This is a genomic window from Sphingomonas sp. PP-CC-3A-396 (genome assembly GCF_004343105.1).
Classification (GTDB): Bacteria; Pseudomonadota; Alphaproteobacteria; order Sphingomonadales; family Sphingomonadaceae; genus Sphingomonas.
Genome location: NZ_SLYF01000004.1, coordinates 417,418 through 432,788 on the forward strand (window position 1 = coordinate 417,418; position 15,371 = coordinate 432,788).

At 64.7% G+C, this 15,371-nt stretch carries 18 protein-coding genes; 3 read left to right on the forward strand and 15 right to left on the reverse strand.

Annotation, left to right across the window (positions count from 1 at the left end):
- Nucleotides 1-74 precede the first annotated feature (74 nt).
- The 6 genes from C8J40_RS10360 to rpsU all read right to left on the reverse strand — a co-directional run bounded on the left by C8J40_RS10360 (nt 75) and on the right by rpsU (nt 5,690).
- Nucleotides 75-1,370 carry an MFS transporter gene (locus C8J40_RS10360; RefSeq protein WP_132896932.1) on the reverse strand — a complete coding sequence of 432 codons (1,296 nt, stop codon included), beginning with the start codon at nt 1,368-1,370 and terminating at the stop codon, nt 75-77.
- Complete coding sequence (locus C8J40_RS10365) at nt 1,370-3,505, reverse strand: M3 family metallopeptidase (protein WP_132896933.1); 2,136 nt, start codon at nt 3,503-3,505, stop codon at nt 1,370-1,372. Before C8J40_RS10365 ends, C8J40_RS10360 begins: the two co-directional genes overlap by 1 nt.
- 105 nt (nt 3,506-3,610) lie before the next feature.
- Nucleotides 3,611-3,793 (reverse strand): hypothetical protein, encoded by a 183-nt coding sequence (locus C8J40_RS10370; protein ID WP_132740535.1) that lies wholly within the window; start codon nt 3,791-3,793, stop codon nt 3,611-3,613.
- 47 nt (nt 3,794-3,840) lie between these two features.
- On the reverse strand, nt 3,841-4,557 hold the full coding sequence (locus C8J40_RS10375; protein ID WP_132896934.1) for a Crp/Fnr family transcriptional regulator: 717 nt from the start codon (nt 4,555-4,557) through the stop codon (nt 3,841-3,843).
- A gap of 187 nt (nt 4,558-4,744) precedes the next feature.
- A complete protein-coding gene (locus tag C8J40_RS10380) occupies nt 4,745-5,323 on the reverse strand; it encodes an FKBP-type peptidyl-prolyl cis-trans isomerase (RefSeq protein WP_132740541.1) in 579 nt (192 codons plus the stop codon).
- A 160-nt stretch (nt 5,324-5,483) separates the two neighbouring features.
- The gene (gene rpsU / locus C8J40_RS10385; RefSeq protein WP_055878578.1) at nt 5,484-5,690 is read right to left on the reverse strand and encodes a 30S ribosomal protein S21; all 207 of its coding nucleotides are present in this window, start codon (nt 5,688-5,690) and stop codon (nt 5,484-5,486) included.
- 165 nt (nt 5,691-5,855) lie between these two features.
- Between rpsU and cysS the strand changes: the two genes are divergently transcribed.
- Nucleotides 5,856-7,283: a cysteine--tRNA ligase gene (gene cysS, locus C8J40_RS10390; protein WP_132896935.1), complete on the forward strand. Its 1,428-nt coding sequence runs from the start codon at nt 5,856-5,858 to the stop codon at nt 7,281-7,283.
- Between the two features lie 4 nt (nt 7,284-7,287).
- Here the strand turns inward: cysS and C8J40_RS10395 are convergent, their stop codons facing one another.
- From C8J40_RS10395 to C8J40_RS10435, 9 genes are all read right to left on the reverse strand, one after another.
- Nucleotides 7,288-8,229, reverse strand: coding sequence for a DUF979 domain-containing protein (locus C8J40_RS10395; protein ID WP_132897012.1), 942 nt, complete (start codon nt 8,227-8,229; stop codon nt 7,288-7,290).
- Between the two features lie 5 nt (nt 8,230-8,234).
- The gene (locus C8J40_RS10400) at nt 8,235-8,888 is read right to left on the reverse strand and encodes a DUF969 domain-containing protein (protein WP_132896936.1); all 654 of its coding nucleotides are present in this window, start codon (nt 8,886-8,888) and stop codon (nt 8,235-8,237) included.
- Nucleotides 8,889-8,893: 5 nt separating this feature from the next.
- A complete protein-coding gene (gene bla, locus C8J40_RS10405) occupies nt 8,894-9,730 on the reverse strand; it encodes a subclass B3 metallo-beta-lactamase (RefSeq protein WP_243693319.1) in 837 nt (278 codons plus the stop codon).
- 167 nt (nt 9,731-9,897) lie between these two features.
- Nucleotides 9,898-11,454, reverse strand: a complete 1,557-nt coding sequence (guaA, locus tag C8J40_RS10410; RefSeq protein ID WP_132896938.1) for a glutamine-hydrolyzing GMP synthase — start codon at nt 11,452-11,454, stop codon at nt 9,898-9,900.
- A 94-nt stretch (nt 11,455-11,548) separates the two neighbouring features.
- Nucleotides 11,549-11,971, reverse strand: coding sequence for a 50S ribosomal protein L17 (rplQ, locus tag C8J40_RS10415; RefSeq protein ID WP_056047937.1), 423 nt, complete (start codon nt 11,969-11,971; stop codon nt 11,549-11,551).
- A 180-nt stretch (nt 11,972-12,151) separates the two neighbouring features.
- Nucleotides 12,152-13,222 (reverse strand): DNA-directed RNA polymerase subunit alpha, encoded by a 1,071-nt coding sequence (locus C8J40_RS10420; RefSeq protein ID WP_031395236.1) that lies wholly within the window; start codon nt 13,220-13,222, stop codon nt 12,152-12,154.
- Between the two features lie 97 nt (nt 13,223-13,319).
- Entirely contained in the window at nt 13,320-13,709 is a 390-nt protein-coding gene (gene rpsK, locus C8J40_RS10425) for a 30S ribosomal protein S11 (protein WP_031395237.1), read from the reverse strand.
- Between the two features lie 84 nt (nt 13,710-13,793).
- Nucleotides 13,794-14,162 (reverse strand): 30S ribosomal protein S13, encoded by a 369-nt coding sequence (gene rpsM / locus C8J40_RS10430; protein ID WP_056015521.1) that lies wholly within the window; start codon nt 14,160-14,162, stop codon nt 13,794-13,796.
- Nucleotides 14,163-14,316: 154 nt separating this feature from the next.
- A complete protein-coding gene (locus tag C8J40_RS10435; RefSeq protein WP_132896939.1) occupies nt 14,317-14,562 on the reverse strand; it encodes a hypothetical protein in 246 nt (81 codons plus the stop codon).
- A gap of 186 nt (nt 14,563-14,748) precedes the next feature.
- Here C8J40_RS10435 and C8J40_RS10440 point away from each other — a divergent pair, with 186 nt between their 5' ends.
- Nucleotides 14,749-14,961, forward strand: coding sequence for a DUF4160 domain-containing protein (locus C8J40_RS10440; RefSeq protein WP_243693320.1), 213 nt, complete (start codon nt 14,749-14,751; stop codon nt 14,959-14,961).
- The gene (locus tag C8J40_RS10445) at nt 14,945-15,370 is read left to right on the forward strand and encodes a DUF2442 domain-containing protein (RefSeq protein WP_165911403.1); all 426 of its coding nucleotides are present in this window, start codon (nt 14,945-14,947) and stop codon (nt 15,368-15,370) included. The genes C8J40_RS10440 and C8J40_RS10445 overlap by 17 nt, the downstream gene beginning before the upstream one ends.
- Nucleotide 15,371 lies beyond the last annotated feature (1 nt).

Below are 15,371 nucleotides of genomic sequence, written 5' to 3' on the forward strand. Positions count from 1 at the left end.
CAGCCAAGCAGTGGTCCGCCCGGAACAGCCCCTCACCCCAGCCCTCTCCCCGCAGGGGAGAGGGAGCAGTAAGTTCAATCCTCGACGATCTGGCTGTGCGTGCGCGTGTCCTTCATGCGGAGGTAGACGATCAGCGACACGCCGATCATTGCGGTCACGTACCAGTAGAAGCCGCGCTCCATGCCCTCGTTCTTGAGCCACAGCGCGACGTACTCGGCCGTGCCGCCGAACATCGTGTTCGCCAGCGCGTACGGCAACGCCACGCCCAGCGCGCGGACGTGTGCGGGGAAGAGTTCCGCCTTCACCACCGCGTTGATCGCGGTGTAGCCCGTCACGATGAACAGCGAGGCCACGACCAGCCCGAACGCCAGATACGGGTTGGTCGCGGTTTCGAGCACGGTGAAGATCGGCACCGTGCACAACACGCCGGCGATGCCGAACCCGACCATCAGCGGTTTACGCCCGATCCGGTCCGACAACGCGCCCGCCGCCGGCTGGAACGCCGCATACAGTGCCAGCGCCGCGGTCATGATCAGCGTCGCGGACTCGCGGCTGAACCCGCTCGTATTGACCAGGAACTTCTGCATGTACGTGGTGTACGCATAGAAGGCGAGCGTGCCGCCGGCGGTGAGCAGCAGCACGGTGAACGCCTCGCGCGGATATTTGCTGAACAGCAGCCACCCGCTCGATTTCGGCGTGCCGTCCGCCTTGGCGTTCTGATAGCTCTCGGTCTCCAGCAGCCCGCGACGAATGCGGAACACGACGAGAGCGAGCACGCCGCCGATCGCGAACGGAATCCGCCAGCCCCACGCGTCGAGCTGTGCCGTGTCCAGCGTCGACTGCAACAGCAGCAACACGCCGAGCGCAAGCAACTGCCCCGCGATCAGCGTGACGTACTGGAAGCTGGAGAAGAAGCCGCGCCGCGACTTGCCCGCCATTTCCGACAGGTACACGGCACTGGCACCATATTCTCCGCCGACGCTGAGGCCCTGCATCAGGCGCGCGAGGATCAGCAACGCCGGCGCGATCCAGCCGATCGTCGCAAATCCGGGCGTGATCGCGATCAGGAACGAACCCGCGCACATCAGCGTCACCGACAGCGTCAGCCCCGATTTGCGCCCGTGGCGATCGGCGTAGATGCCCATCACCCAAGCCCCGATCGGCCGCATCAGGAAGCCGACCGCGAACACCGCGGCAACACTCATCAGCTGCGCGGTCGCATTGCCCTTGGGGAAAAATACCGGCGCGAAATAGAGGCCGAACGCTGAGTAGACGTACCAGTCGAACCATTCGACGAGGTTACCCGCCGACCCGCCGAGGATCGATTTGAGGCGGTGGTTCTTCTCGGGCGCAATCGTCGTGCTCGCCATCACTGGGTTCCTCCCGTTGCGGGCTGCGTTGCAAACCCACGCTTCTTAAGCAGCGCGTTCACATCGGGATCACGCCCGCGGAACGCACGATACGCCTCGGCGCGATCGGTCTCGTTGCCGGTCGACAACAGGATCTTGGCGAACTTGTCCGCCGTCGCCTTGTCCCACGGACTACCCGCCTCCTCGAACGCCGCGAAGGTGTCGGCGTCCATCGTCTCGGACCAGAGATAGCTGTAATAGCCCGCCGAATAGCTGTCCGACGCGAACAGATGCTGGAACTGCGGCACGCGGTGACGCATCACCAGCTGCTTCGGCATGCCGATCTCGGCGAGCGTCGCGGCCTCGAACTTGTCGGGATCGATCACGCCGTCGGGGACGGTGTGGATCTTCATGTCGACGATCGCCGACGACAGATACTCCGTGGTCGCAAAGCCCTGGTTGAAGGTCCGTGATTTCTCGATCTTGTCGAGCAGGTCCTGCGGCATCGCCGCCTTGGTCTGGTAATGCCGCGCATATTTGTCGAGCACGTCGCGGGTCAGCAGCCAATGCTCGTTCACCTGGCTCGGATATTCCACGAAGTCGCGCGGCGTGCCCGCGAGCCCCGGATAATAGACGTTCTGGAGCATCGCGTGGATCGCATGGCCAAACTCATGGAACAGCGTCTGCGCATCGTCGAGGCTGATCAGGATCGGCTCGCCGGGTGCGCCCTTGGCGAAATTATTGTTGTTCGACGACAGCACGAGCTGCGCCGGGGCGAGGCCGCGCTGACCACGATACGTGTTCGCCCACGCGCCCGAACGCTTGCCGGTCCGCGCGAAATCGTCGCGGTAGAACAGCCCGACGTCCTTGCCGGTCTTGTCGGTGACGCTCCACACCCGCATGTTCGGCTCGAACACAGGCACGGTGCCGGTGATCTCCTTGAAGTTCAGCCCGTACAGCCGGTTGGCCGCGTACAGCGAACCCTGGATGATGTTGCCGAGCTCGAAATACGGCTTCAGCTGCGCCTGATCGAGGTCGTACCGGGCTTTGCGCACCTTCTCCTGGTAGAAGCGGTAATCCCACGGCTCGATCGTCAGCGAGGTGCCGGCGACCTTCTGCATGTCCGCGACTTCCTCGGCGACGCGCCCCTTCGCGGCGGGCCAGACGCGCATCATCAGGTCCATCGCCGCGGCAGGCGTCTTCGCCATCGTGTCCTGCATGCGCCAGTCGGCATGCGTCTTGAACCCGAGCAGGTGCGCGCGGTCGGCGCGCAGCTTGACGATCTGCGCGATCGTCGCGTTCGTATCGTTCGCATCATTATTGTCGCCACGATTGACGAACGCGCGCCACACCTTCTCGCGCAGCGCGCGATCGGTGGCGTAAGTGAGTACGGGATCGACCGCCGATCGCGTGTTGACGATCGCAAAGCCCGGCAGCTTCCGCTCGGCAGCGGCAGCCTTGGCGACCGCCTTCACGCTGTCGGGAAGCCCCGCCAGTTGCGCTTCGTCGGTGACCGAGATCGCCTTGCTCTCGTCAGCGAGCAGCCTCTCGCCGAACGTCGAGAACGCGGTCGCGAGCTGCTGGTTATACTGCGAGAGCTGCGCCTTCTGCGCATCGTTCAGCTTGGCGCCCTGGCGCACATAGCTGTCGTAGATCCGAGTCACGAGGCGGATCTGCTGCGCATTCAACCCGCTCGAATTGCGCGCGGCGTAGATCGCCTGGATGCGCGCGAACAGCGGCTTGTCGAACGTGATCGCGTCCGATGCCGCGGAGAATTTCGGCGACCATTCGCGGTCGAGCTTCTGATAGGCGGGCGTGTTCATGTTGCCGGTCATCACACCGAACAGCGTCATCACCTGCCCGTAGCGCTTGCCAGCCAGCTGCATCGGCACGATCGTGTTGGCGAAGGTCGGCTTGGCCGGATTGTCGGCAATCTTGCGGTAGTCCGCGGTGCGCTCGGCGAGCGTCGTCTCGAACGCCTGCGGGAACAGCTCGGGGCGGACCTTGTCCCAGGGCGGCACCCCGCCGGTCGGGCCGGTCCAATCGGCGAGCAGAGGATTTGCGGCGGGTGTCGTCGTGGCCGCACCAATCTGCGCGACGACGGCGGTAGACGCCATCAGCGCAACGGCACTGGCGGCGAGGTATAGAAACTGCACATGGATCTCCCGGTCGATGTACCGGGTAGCATAGTGATAAAGTCACCCAGAGGAAGCCGCGCGGGGCAATTAGCCCCCGCCGGGCTTGCCTGGCATGCTTGGTGCTCAGTCCAGCGGCAGTTCGTCGGTCGCCTGGGTCGCCGCGATTTCGGCCGCTGCGATCAGCCGCCGCCCCGTCTCCGCAGCCGCCTCGGGGGTCATGGCGATCGCCAGTCCATCGGGTCCATCTAGCGTGACCACGCCATTTTCCGCCGCGGCGACGCCGGGGATGGTTTCAGGCTCCAACATGATCGCGCTCCCGGCAGCGGTCCCCTCGACAGGCTGCTTGGTTACAGTCAGTCGCCTTTGGAACCGTACAGATATTGTGGTTCGAACTCCGCAACGGCTGCGAGCGCCTTCCGATCCAGAATACGGACCTCATTTGCCTTAAATGTCAGCATATTTTTTTCGCGCAATGCTCTCAACACGCGGTTGACGTGTACCCCCGTCAGCCCGCTGGCCTCGGCGATGTCCGGCTGGGTCATCGGCAGCATGAACCGGCCATCGGCCGCAAGACCGACCATCTCGAGCCGTTCGTTGAGTTCGCAGAACAAATGCGCGACCCGACCCTCGGCACCCAGGCGACCCAGTCGAAAAATCCACTCGCGGTGCATCGCGGCGTCGAGCAACGTACTGAACCAGAGCTTTTGGGTGAGGTGCGGGTAGCGTTCGGTGATCGTCTGCAGCGTGTTATGATCGTAGCAGGCGATCTTGACCGGCCCCAGCGTTGCGATGTCGTGATCGAGCCGCTTCATCGGAAAGGCATGCAGGTCGACGAAATCGCCTGGGACATGCACCGCGACCAACTGTCGCTGCCCCTCACGGTCGTCCATATAACGACATACGAACCCTTCGAGCAGCAACGTGCTGGTCTCGATGATCGCGCCTGCGCGTACGATCTGCTTCCGGGCGGCGACCTGCCGCACCGACCCGATGCTGTCCTCCAGCACCCGCTTTTCTTCGTCGCTCAGTTCGTGCCGGCCACGACCCAACAGAAATTTACCCGAGATCATCCAAGTCCCCTCTTCGTTCGACCTCGTACCGTGGTCGAACCTAGAAGAACAGATCGGGACCCGTACTGATCTTCATCAAGCCCTCACCGAGGATGAAACCCGACAAGCTCTACATCAGGCGATTTCAAGGCCGACGGGTCGCGCGCCGACCGAACGGCGCAGCGACTCCATGCCAGCCTAGCCGAAATCAGGGCTGGACGGGGACCGCACCGGGAGCACCCGGGGCGCCGCCCGGCATACCGCGCTGCTGCATCTGGGCCTGCGCCTGCATCTGCTGGACGACGCTCTGCGGGAGGAAGTCGAGCAGTTCGACGTCGAATACGAGCGTCGAGTTCGCCGGGATCGGCCCGGTCGCCTTGTCGCCATAGCCAAGCGAGGGCTTCATCCAGAAGCGATACTTCGCGCCCTTCGGCATCAGCTTGAGCGCTTCCGAAAAGCCAGGAACCACGCCGGTGACGGGCATCGGCGTCGGCTGCTGCGACTTGTCGAAGGTCGTGCCGTTGAGCAGCTTGCCCTCGTAATTGACGAGCGCAACGTCCGCATCGGTCGGCTTCGCAGCGCCAGTCTTACCCGGCGCCAGCACCTTGTACTGAAGACCCGATGCCGTCACCACGACACCGCGGGCACGAGCGTTGCGCGCCAACGGATCATCACCCTGCCGCGCAAGCGCGACAGCCGCGATCAACGCGAGCGCGATCCCAACCCAAAGATAGACGAGATAGCTGCGCTTGGTCGGCTGCAGCGGCACGGCAGTGACGGTCGACATCGGATCTGGCCCCGGTCATCTGGTCACGCCGGAGCGCCGCGCGTGCCGTTGTAAAGTCTTGCGACTGAATCATCACGGGGTTGCGACGATCACAACCCCGAACATCGTGATCCCGCACCCGATCGCACGATAGCGATCGATCCGCGGGACCGGTCAACGCTTACCGTGCGCCGTCACGCTCGGCGCGCTTGCGGTCGAGCTTGCGCGAGCGACGGATCGCTGCTGCACGCTCGCGCGCGCGCTTCTCGGACGGCTTCTCGTAGTGACGGCGCAACTTCATCTCGCGATACACGCCTTCGCGCTGCAGCTTCTTCTTAAGCGCGCGAAGGGCCTGGTCGACGTTGTTGTCGCGTACGATGATCTGCATAAGCCCGTTTAGCTCCGGTCGAATAGATTTAGCCGTCGCGAACAGGTCCGCGCCGCATGAACCGTGGCCCCTACCAGCGCCTGCCCGAGGTTTCAAGCCTGTGCACCCGCCCCCCGTTGAATCGCGTCGTTTGCGAGACCCGTACCGTGGCGCTAGGAGCGGCGCATGACCCGAATTCCCCTTACGCTCTATAACAGTCTCTCTCGCGCGATCGAGACGTTCCGGCCGATCGATCCGACCAATGTCGGCATCTATTCATGCGGGCCGACGGTCTACAACTACGCACATATCGGCAATTTGCGCGCTTACGTCTTCACCGACACGCTGAGCCGCGTGCTAACGTGGAAGGGCTATCCGCTCACGCACATCATCAACATCACCGATGTCGGGCATCTGACGTCGGATGCCGACGCCGGCGACGACAAGATGGAGGCGGCGGCGCGCGCGAGCGGCCAGGATATCTGGGCGATCGCGAAGCATTATACCGATGCGTTCAAGCAGAACCTCGTCAACCTGAACATCCGCGAGCCGAGCAAATTCCCGCTCGCGACCGATCATATCGCCGAGATGATCGCCTTCGCGGAGTCGATTGCCGAGCGCCATTGCTATGTCCTGCCCGACGGCCTGTACTTCGATACGACGACGGTGCCCGATTATGGCCGCCTCGCGCGGTCGCAGGACGATGCGGGCGAGAGCCGGATCGATCCGGTCGCGGGCAAGCGCAACCCGCAGGACTTCGCGATCTGGCGAACATCGGCCGCTGGCGAGAACCGCCAGATGGAATGGGATTCGCCCTGGGGTCGCGGGGCGCCAGGCTGGCATCTCGAATGCTCGGTGATGAGCAAGAAATATCTCGGCGCGACGTTCGACATCCACACCGGCGGGATCGATCACCGCGAGATCCACCACCCGAACGAGATCGCGCAGAACCAGGCGCATTGCGACTGCGGCGATACCGGCGCGACGCTGTGGATGCACAACAACTTCCTGGTCGAGCGGTCGGGCAAGATGTCCAAATCGGGGGGTGAGTTCACCACGCTGCAGACGCTGATCGATCGCGGTTTCCACCCGCTCGCCTACCGCCTGATGTGCCTTCAGGCGCAGTATCGCAGCGAACTTGAGTTCTCGTGGGAGAACCTCGCCGCAGCGCAGACGCGGCTGAAGCGGCTGGCGATTACCGTCGATGCCTTGCGCCAGCGACCGCCGGGTGGACCCTCGGGGAGCGCCCTAGCCTATCGTGATCGACTCGATGCCGCGGTGTCGGACGATCTCTCGACGCCGCGCGCACTGCCGATCCTGGACGAGATGCTTGGCGACAAGCGAGTCGCGCCGGCGGATCGGCTGGACGCGCTGATCGATTTCGACGCGGTGCTGGGGCTCGACCTGGCGACGATCCGCCGCGAGGATCTGCGTATCCGCCCGGTCGACGCGAAGCTGGACGAGGCGACGATCGATACTCGGCTCGAGGAGCGGCGCGCGGCGCGCGTGGCGAAGGATTTCCCGCGGTCCGATGCGATCCGCGACGAACTGGCGGCGGCGGGCGTCGAGGTCATGGACGGCGATCCGCTCGGCTGGGACTGGAAGCTCGGCTAGAGGCTCAGCGGAAGCCGAGCCAGTAGAGCAGGCCGATATTGACCGCGAGCAGGGGCAAGGCGGTCGGTATCTGCGCGCGGATGACGGCGTTCTTGTCCTTCAGCTCGAGCAACGCGGCGGGGACGAGATTGAAGTTGGCCGCCATCGGCGTCATCAGCGTGCCGCAGAACCCGCTAAGCATGCCGATCGCGGCGACTACGGCCGGATCGCCGCCATAGTGTCGCACGAGCAGCGGGATGCCGATCGCCGCGGCCATTACCGGGAACGCGGCGAACGCGTTGCCCATGATCATCGTGAACAGCGCCATGCCGAGCGTGTAGGCGAGCACCGCGCCGATCAGGCTGCCCTCGGGGATCGCGTGACCGGCGAGACCGCCGACGACGTCGCCGACGCCGGCCAGCGCGAAGACCGCGCCGAGGCTCGCTAGCATCTGCGGGAGGACCGCGGCCCAGCCGATCGCGTCCATCAGCCTGACGCCTTCTGCCAGCGGAGTCGCGATGCGAGGGCGGAACCAGAGCTGCATGGCGATCAGCGCGATCAGCACGCCGCAGGTTAGCGCGACGAGCGTTGCCTGCTTGGGGTCGACCAAGGTCGGGACGGCGCGGAACAGGACGGTCCCGCCGAGCGCCGCGGCGGGGATGATCAGCGCGGGCAGGAATATCCGATTGCCGAGCCGTGCGGCTCCGGTGCGGCGTTCGTCGAGCGTGGTCGTGGCCCGCCCGCCCCGCCCCATCGCGCCTGACCCGGCGATCGCGACCAGCGTCAGGACGAGAACGCCGTTGCCGACGTCGCCGACGCGGTTGCCGAACGCGAAACTGATCGCGAGCACGGCATAGAACGCCGCGTTGCCGAAGCGTTTCGGGTTGGCGCGATCGGTCGCGCTCAGGATCGCGAACGCCGCGAACATCAGGCTTGCGATGCCGTAGATGAAGCCGGTGCCGATCATGCCGATCATCGGCCGCGCGCCAGCCGGCGATCGAGCAGCCAGAGTCGGAACCCGTGGATCACGAACGCGGCGATGGCGGTCGGGATCGCCCACATCGACAAATGGAGCGGCTGGATGACGATGCCGTAACCCTCCAGCACGCCCTTCATCAGCAGGATCGAGCCGATCGCGATGAAGATGTCCTCGCCGAAGAACAGCCCGATATTATCGGTTGCCGCGGCCATCGCCGGGATGCGGTCGCCACCGGGTGCGACGCCCTGCGCTTCGGCAGCGGCTTCGGCCAGCGGCGCAACGAGCGGACGGACGCTCTGTGCTGGGCCGGCGATCGAGGTCAGGCCGAGTGCTGCGGTAAGCTGGCGAAACAGGAGGTAGCCGATCAGCAGGCGTCCGACTGTCGCGCCCCTGAGCTTGGCGATGGCGAGCCGCGCGCGCTCCTGCAGGCCATGGCGTTCGAGCATGCCGATCACTGGCAGGACGAGATAGATCACGGTGACGTAGCGGTTCTCGTTGAACGCCTTGCCGAACGCGGCGAGGATCGCGAGCGGGGCGATGCCGGCGGCGAGGCCGGTCACGAGTGCCGAGACCGCGACGACGAGCAGCGGGTTGAACCGGAGCAGGAAGCCAGCGACGATCACCGCGATGCCGCACAGGACCAGCATGCCGTCTAGCGTGCCTGTTTCGCGAGATCGGCGTCGAACGCGACCTTGGCCTTCGCGACGATCTTCGGGAGTAGCGTGGGGTCGACGAACGCGGTGGTGTCACCGGCTCGGTGGCGTTTGCCCCGTGCGATCACGTCGGCGAGTTCGGGGTGCGAGGGGAGGACGATGTCGGCGGGCAGCGTGCCGAGCATGGCGATGCTGCGGCGGTAGTCGGCGACGATGCCGGGATAGGCACGGTTGCCGATCAGGCGATTGCCGGCGACGCTGACGCTGCACGGGAACACGACATCGAGCGGGCGCGGCTTGGCGGGAATCTGCATCGTCCAGGTCGTGCAGCCGGGCGTGTGTCCCGGCGTGGCGCGTGCGGTCAGCGTGACATTGCCGAGCGTGACCTTTTCACGATCGACGACGCTGCGATCGACGTGGACGGGCGGGAAGCGGATGACGCCGTAGCTGGTCTCGCCCGGTGGCACGCCGGTTTCGAGCGCGGGGACGTCGCGGGCACCAGCTGCCACGCGAGCGCCGGTTGCGCGCTTGAGTGCGGCGACACCCGCGGCGTGATCGAAGTGCGCATGCGTGACGAGGATCAACTTTACGTCGCGGGGGTGGACTCCGGCGCTGGCGATGTTGCGTTCGATCATGCCGGCATTTTCGGCAAGCGTGCCGTCGATCAGGATCGCGCCGGCGTTGGTCTTGATGAGGTAGGCGGCGATACCTTCGCTGCCGACATAGGTGATCGGGCCGGCGATCGGGAACGGGGCTTGGGGGCGCGTCCAGGCGGGCGGGTCCGCCGCACCGAGTAGCAGCGGCGCGCTGGTGGCGATCGCCAGTGCGCCGATCACCGACCGTGCGCGAGAGCTTAGCGATCCTCCCCCGCCAGGGGGAGGTGGCAGGCATAGCCTGACGGAGGGGGCGGTCAGCGGTAACCTCTGCATCTTATCCTCCCCCTCCGTCTGGCAAGAGCCAGCCACCTCCCCCTGGCGGGGGAGGATTGCGTCGTGCGTCTAGTTCATTCCCACTCGATCGTGCCGGGCGGCTTCGAGGTGTAGTCGTACGTCACCCGGTTAATGCCCTTGACCTCGTTGATGATCCGGGTCGCGACGCGGGGCAGGAAGTCGCCGGGGAACTGGAACGCCTGTGCGGTCATGCCGTCGGTCGACGTGACCGCGCGCAACGCCAGCACATTGTCGTAGGTGCGGCCGTCGCCCATCACGCCGACGCTGCGGACCGGGAGCAACACCGCGAACGCCTGCCAGATCGTGTCGTAGAGCCCCGCCGCGCGGATCTCCTCCAGGTAGATCGCGTCGGCCTTGCGGAGAATGTCGCAGCGTTCCTTGGTGACTTCGCCGGGGATGCGGATCGCGAGGCCGGGTCCGGGGAACGGGTGACGGCCGACGAAGATCTCGGGGAGCCCGAGCTCGCGGCCAAGTACGCGGACCTCGTCCTTGAACAGCTCTCGCAACGGCTCGACGAGCTTCATGTTCATGCGCTCGGGGAGGCCACCGACATTGTGGTGGCTCTTGATCGTCACCGACGGTCCGCCGGTGAAGCTGACGCTCTCGATCACATCCGGGTACAGCGTGCCCTGCGCGAGGAACTCCGCGCCGCCGAGCTTCTTCGCCTCGATATCGAACACGTCGATGAAGGTCTTGCCGATGAACTTCCGCTTCAGCTCGGGATCGGTGATCCCGGCGAGACCGCTGAGGAACAGCTCCTCGACGTTCACGTGGATCAGCGGAATGTTGTAGTGGCCGCGGAACAGGCTGACGACCTGCTCGCTCTCGCCCGCGCGCATCAGGCCGTGATCGACATAGACGCAGGTGAGCTGCTCGCCGATCGCTTCATGGATCAGCACCGCAGCGACTGCGGAGTCGACGCCGCCGGACAGGCCGCAAATGACGCGACCCTTGCCGACCTGCGCGCGGATCTCGGCGATCTTGGTCTCGCGGAATTCGGCCATCGTCCAGTCGCCGCTGAGCCCGCAGACGTGGCGCGCGAAGTTGGCGATCAGCTTGCCGCCATCGGGGGTGTGGACGACCTCGGGGTGGAACTGCACGCCGTAGAACTTACGCGCCTCGTCGGCGACGATCGCATAGGGCGCGCCGGTCGAGGTGGCGACGGGGGTGAAGCCGGGCGGGATCGCGTCGACCTTGTCGCCGTGGCTCATCCAGACTTGGTGGCGCTCGCCCTCGGCCCAAAGGCCGTCGAACAGTGCGCAGTTGGACTTGACCTCGATGAACGCGCTGCCGAACTCGCCGCCGTCGCCCGAAACGATCACGTTGCCGCCGAGCTGTGCGGACATGACCTGCTGGCCGTAGCAGATGCCGAGGATCGGGATGCCCGCCTCGAAGAAGCGCTGCGGCACGCGCGGGGAGTTCTCGGCGGTGACCGAGGCGGGGCCGCCGGAGAGGATGATGCCCTTGGGCTGCATCCGGTCGAACGCGGCCTCGGCGGACTGGAAGGGGGCGATCTCGCTGTAGACGCCAGCCTCGCGCACGCGGCGGGCGATCAGCTGGGTTACCTGGCTGCCGAAATCGACGATGAGAATGCTGTCTGGGTGCTCCATGTCGGGCGCATAGCCGGATGGGGCCCGTAACGAAAGAGGCCGCGCCTCCCGTATGGGAAACGCGGCCTGCAATTCGACTGACAAAAGGCGGGGATTATGCCGCTTCGTTGTAATCCTCGTCGGACATCACCGGACCCGAATCCTGGCCCTTCGCCGAGACGTCGCGGTCGACGAACTCGATGACGGCCATCGGCGAGGCGTCCGACATGCGGATACCGGCCTTGATGACGCGGGTGTAGCCGCCGTTGCGATCCGCGTAACGGGTCGCGAGCGTGTCGAACAACTTGATCAGCTGCGCATCGTCGAGCAGCTTGCCGTGCGCGAGACGACGGTTGGACAGGCCACCCTTCTTCGCGAGCGTGATCAGCTTCTCAACGTAAGGACGCAGTTCCTTCGCCTTGGCGACGGTGGTGGTGATCTGCTCGTGCTTGATGAGCGCGGCGCTCATGTTGCGGAACAGAGCAAGACGGTGGGCCGAGGTCCGCTGAAGCTTACGGCCGCCTACGCGATGGCGCATGTTTAATACCTTTTCGTTCGTTCAGGGGCCGTATGAGGTACCCGGGAGCTGGTGGGGACGATGAGCCCACCCAAATTACCGTCATCCCAGCGAACGCTGGGATCTCCATGAGGAGCGGACCGGACCCGAACCGCGATACCCCAGCTTTCGCTGGGGTGACGGCATGGGGTCCGGAAGCGCTTACCCCATAATCTCTTGCTCGAGCTTCTTGGCCATCTCTTCGATGTTCTCAGGTGGCCAGCCGGGGATTTCCATGCCCAGGCGAAGACCCATCGACGACAGCACTTCCTTGATCTCGTTCAAGGACTTGCGGCCGAAGTTAGGCGTACGCAGCATCTCGGCTTCGGTCTTGCCGACCAGATCGCCGATGTAGATGATGTTGTCGTTCTTGAGGCAGTTCGCAGACCGCACCGACAGTTCCAACTCGTCGACCTTCTTGAGAAGGTAACGGTTGATCTGCTGGGTATCGCCTGCGGGCTCCGCACCACCGGCAGCGGGGGCTGCCTGGCCGATCGGGGCCGACGAACGCGTCACCGACGAATCATCGAAGTGGACGAACAGCGCGAGCTGGTCCTGGAGGATGCGACCGGCATAGCCGACTGCGTCTTCCGGGGTGATCGTGCCGTCGGTTTCGATCGTCAGCGTCAGCTTGTCGTAATCCAGGTCCTGACCGACGCGGGTCGGGTCGACCTTGTACGAAACCTGACGTACCGGCGAATACAGCGCATCGACCGGGATCAGACCGATCGGCGCATCGGCCGGGCGGTTTGCGGTCGCAGGCACGTAACCCTTACCGATGTCGGCGGTCAGCTCCATGTTGAGCGTCGCACCCTCATCGAGGTGGCAGATCACGAGATCCTTGTTCATGATCTCGATGTCGCCCGAGACGGCGATGTCGCCGGCCTTGACTTCACCCGGACCCGTTGCCGAGAGCTGGAGGCGCTTGGGCCCCTCGCCCTGCATGCGGATCGCGATCTGCTTCACGTTGAGGACGATGTCGGTCACGTCCTCGCGGACGCCGGCCAGAGACGAGAACTCATGCAGCACGTTCTCGATCTTGATCGAGGTGACGGCCGCGCCCTGCAGCGACGAGAGCAACACGCGACGCAGCGCGTTGCCGAGCGTCAGGCCGAAGCCACGCTCGAGCGGCTCGGCGATGAAGGTCGCCTTGCGCTTGGTGTCGCCACCGGCCTTTTTCTCCAGGCCGCTGGGCTTCTTGAGTTCCTGCCAGTTCTTTGCGTTGACAGACACATGCTTCCCCTAATTTGGGGGCCGGCGAACGGGTGTGTCCGCCGACCAATAAAATACACCCGTGCGGCGCGATCAACCGCGCACGGGAGGCGGAGAATCAGACGCGACGACGCTTAGAAGGGCGCACGCCGTTGTGCGGGATCGAGGTCACGTCGCGGATTGACGTGATCTGGAAACCGACTGCCTGAAGCGCGCGCAGTGCCGATTCGCGACCCGAGCCGGGGCCCTTGACCTCGACTTCGATCGTGCGGACGCCGTGCTCGGCGGCCTTCTTGCCGGCGTCTTCCGCTGCGACCTGGGCCGCGTACGGAGTCGACTTGCGCGAGCCCTTGAAGCCCATTGCGCCGGCCGACGACCACGAGATCGCGTTGCCCTGGGCATCGGTGATCGTGATCATGGTGTTGTTGAAGCTGGCATTCACGTGAGCGACGCCAGAGGTGATGTTCTTGCGCTCGCGCCGCTTAATGCGCTGAGGTTCGCGTGCCATGGTGTATTTCCTGACCTGTATCTGCGTGACGCCGGGCGGCCCGTTGGGACCAGCGCCGGCGGAGTAATCCATTGAAAAAGTGGATTACTTCTTCTTGCCGGCGATCGGCTTGGCCTTGCCCTTGCGGGTGCGCGCATTGGTATGCGTGCGCTGGCCGCGGACCGGGAGGCCCTTGCGATGACGCAGGCCGCGATAGCAGGCGAGATCCATCAGGCGCTTGATGTTCATCGAGGTCTGGCGGCGCAGATCGCCCTCGACGGTGTGATCGGCGTCGATCGTCTCGCGGATATGCAGGACTTCCTGGTCGGTCAGGTCCTGGACGCGTGCGGTATCGGCGATGCCGAGCTTCGCGACGATTTCCTTGGCCTTGGTCGAACCGATGCCGTGAATATAGGTCAGCGCGATCACCACGCGCTTGTTGGTCGGGATATTAACACCCGCGATACGTGCCATGAACTTGGTTCTCCTGCTCCACGAGGTCCGGCATGGCTGCACAGACCCCATCTCTTAGCGATGAACCGAAACGCAAGATAGCGACGAACGCAAACAAGCGCCGCCGGAACCGTCGTGTCGGGGAGAATTCAACTAGGGGCGCGCAAACGCGCTGTCAAGCGAGCGGTTCCGCGTGGGCCGGCACGGCCTGGCGCATCTTGAGCCAGCGGCGGAACGAGACGACCGTCCAGATCAGCTCGACCACCCCGAACGGCCACGCGCCCTGGAGGAAGCCATAGATCGAGCCGAGCACGCACCCGAACGCGAAGCCGAGCGTCCACCAATGCGAGCCTGCTTCCTTGGCGTAGCATAGCAGGGTGAAGGAGACCGCGGCTAGGCCGAATAGGGATAGGGAGTCCATTTGCGACCTTGTGCCCGGAATGCCGCGACAATGCCAATGCCACGCCTGACCTTATGGCAACTCCTTTGCACATCACTCTCCAAGTGCGACTGTCCAAGCACCTAATAGCCGCACCATTGTAAAAACCCATCGGATGGGTTATTTGACGTGATGGTCGTAGTTCACCGCGCCCTTGGCTTTCGGTTCGTGATCTACACCCTGGATCACGAACCCGCGCATGTTCACATCACCGGCGCAGGACAGGCCAAGATCAATCTGCTGAGCGCAGATGGCAGACCGGAGATGATCCAGAGCATCGGCATCAAACGTGCCGACATCCGCCGCCTGATGGCGGAGGCGATGGAGCATCAAGCGCACTTTCTCGCGGAGTGGGAGAAGATACATGGTTCAAAAGACTGACGCCCAACTTGAAGCCCAGTTCGACGCGGCGGAAGCGCGCGGGCAGGACTTGATGACGACCGCGGTGCGGGCGGCAGAAGCCCGTTATGATCGCACGACCGGACGCGTGACGATCGATCTGACCAATGGTTGCGCCTATGCCTTTCCGGCTCGGCTCGTCCAGGATCTGAGCGGTGCGACCGACGATCAGCTTGCCCACGTCGAAGTCGATGGCCTCGGGTTCAATCTCCATTGGCCTGCGCTCGATGCCGACCTCTACGTACCGGCGCTGGTATCAGGCCTTTTCGGTACGCGCGACTGGATGACGCGTGAGTTGGCGCGTCATGCGGGACAGACGACGTCGCCCGCCAAGGCTGCGGCGGCGCGGGCGAATGGCGCGAAGGGCGGACGCCCCCGCAAGGCCGCGTAAA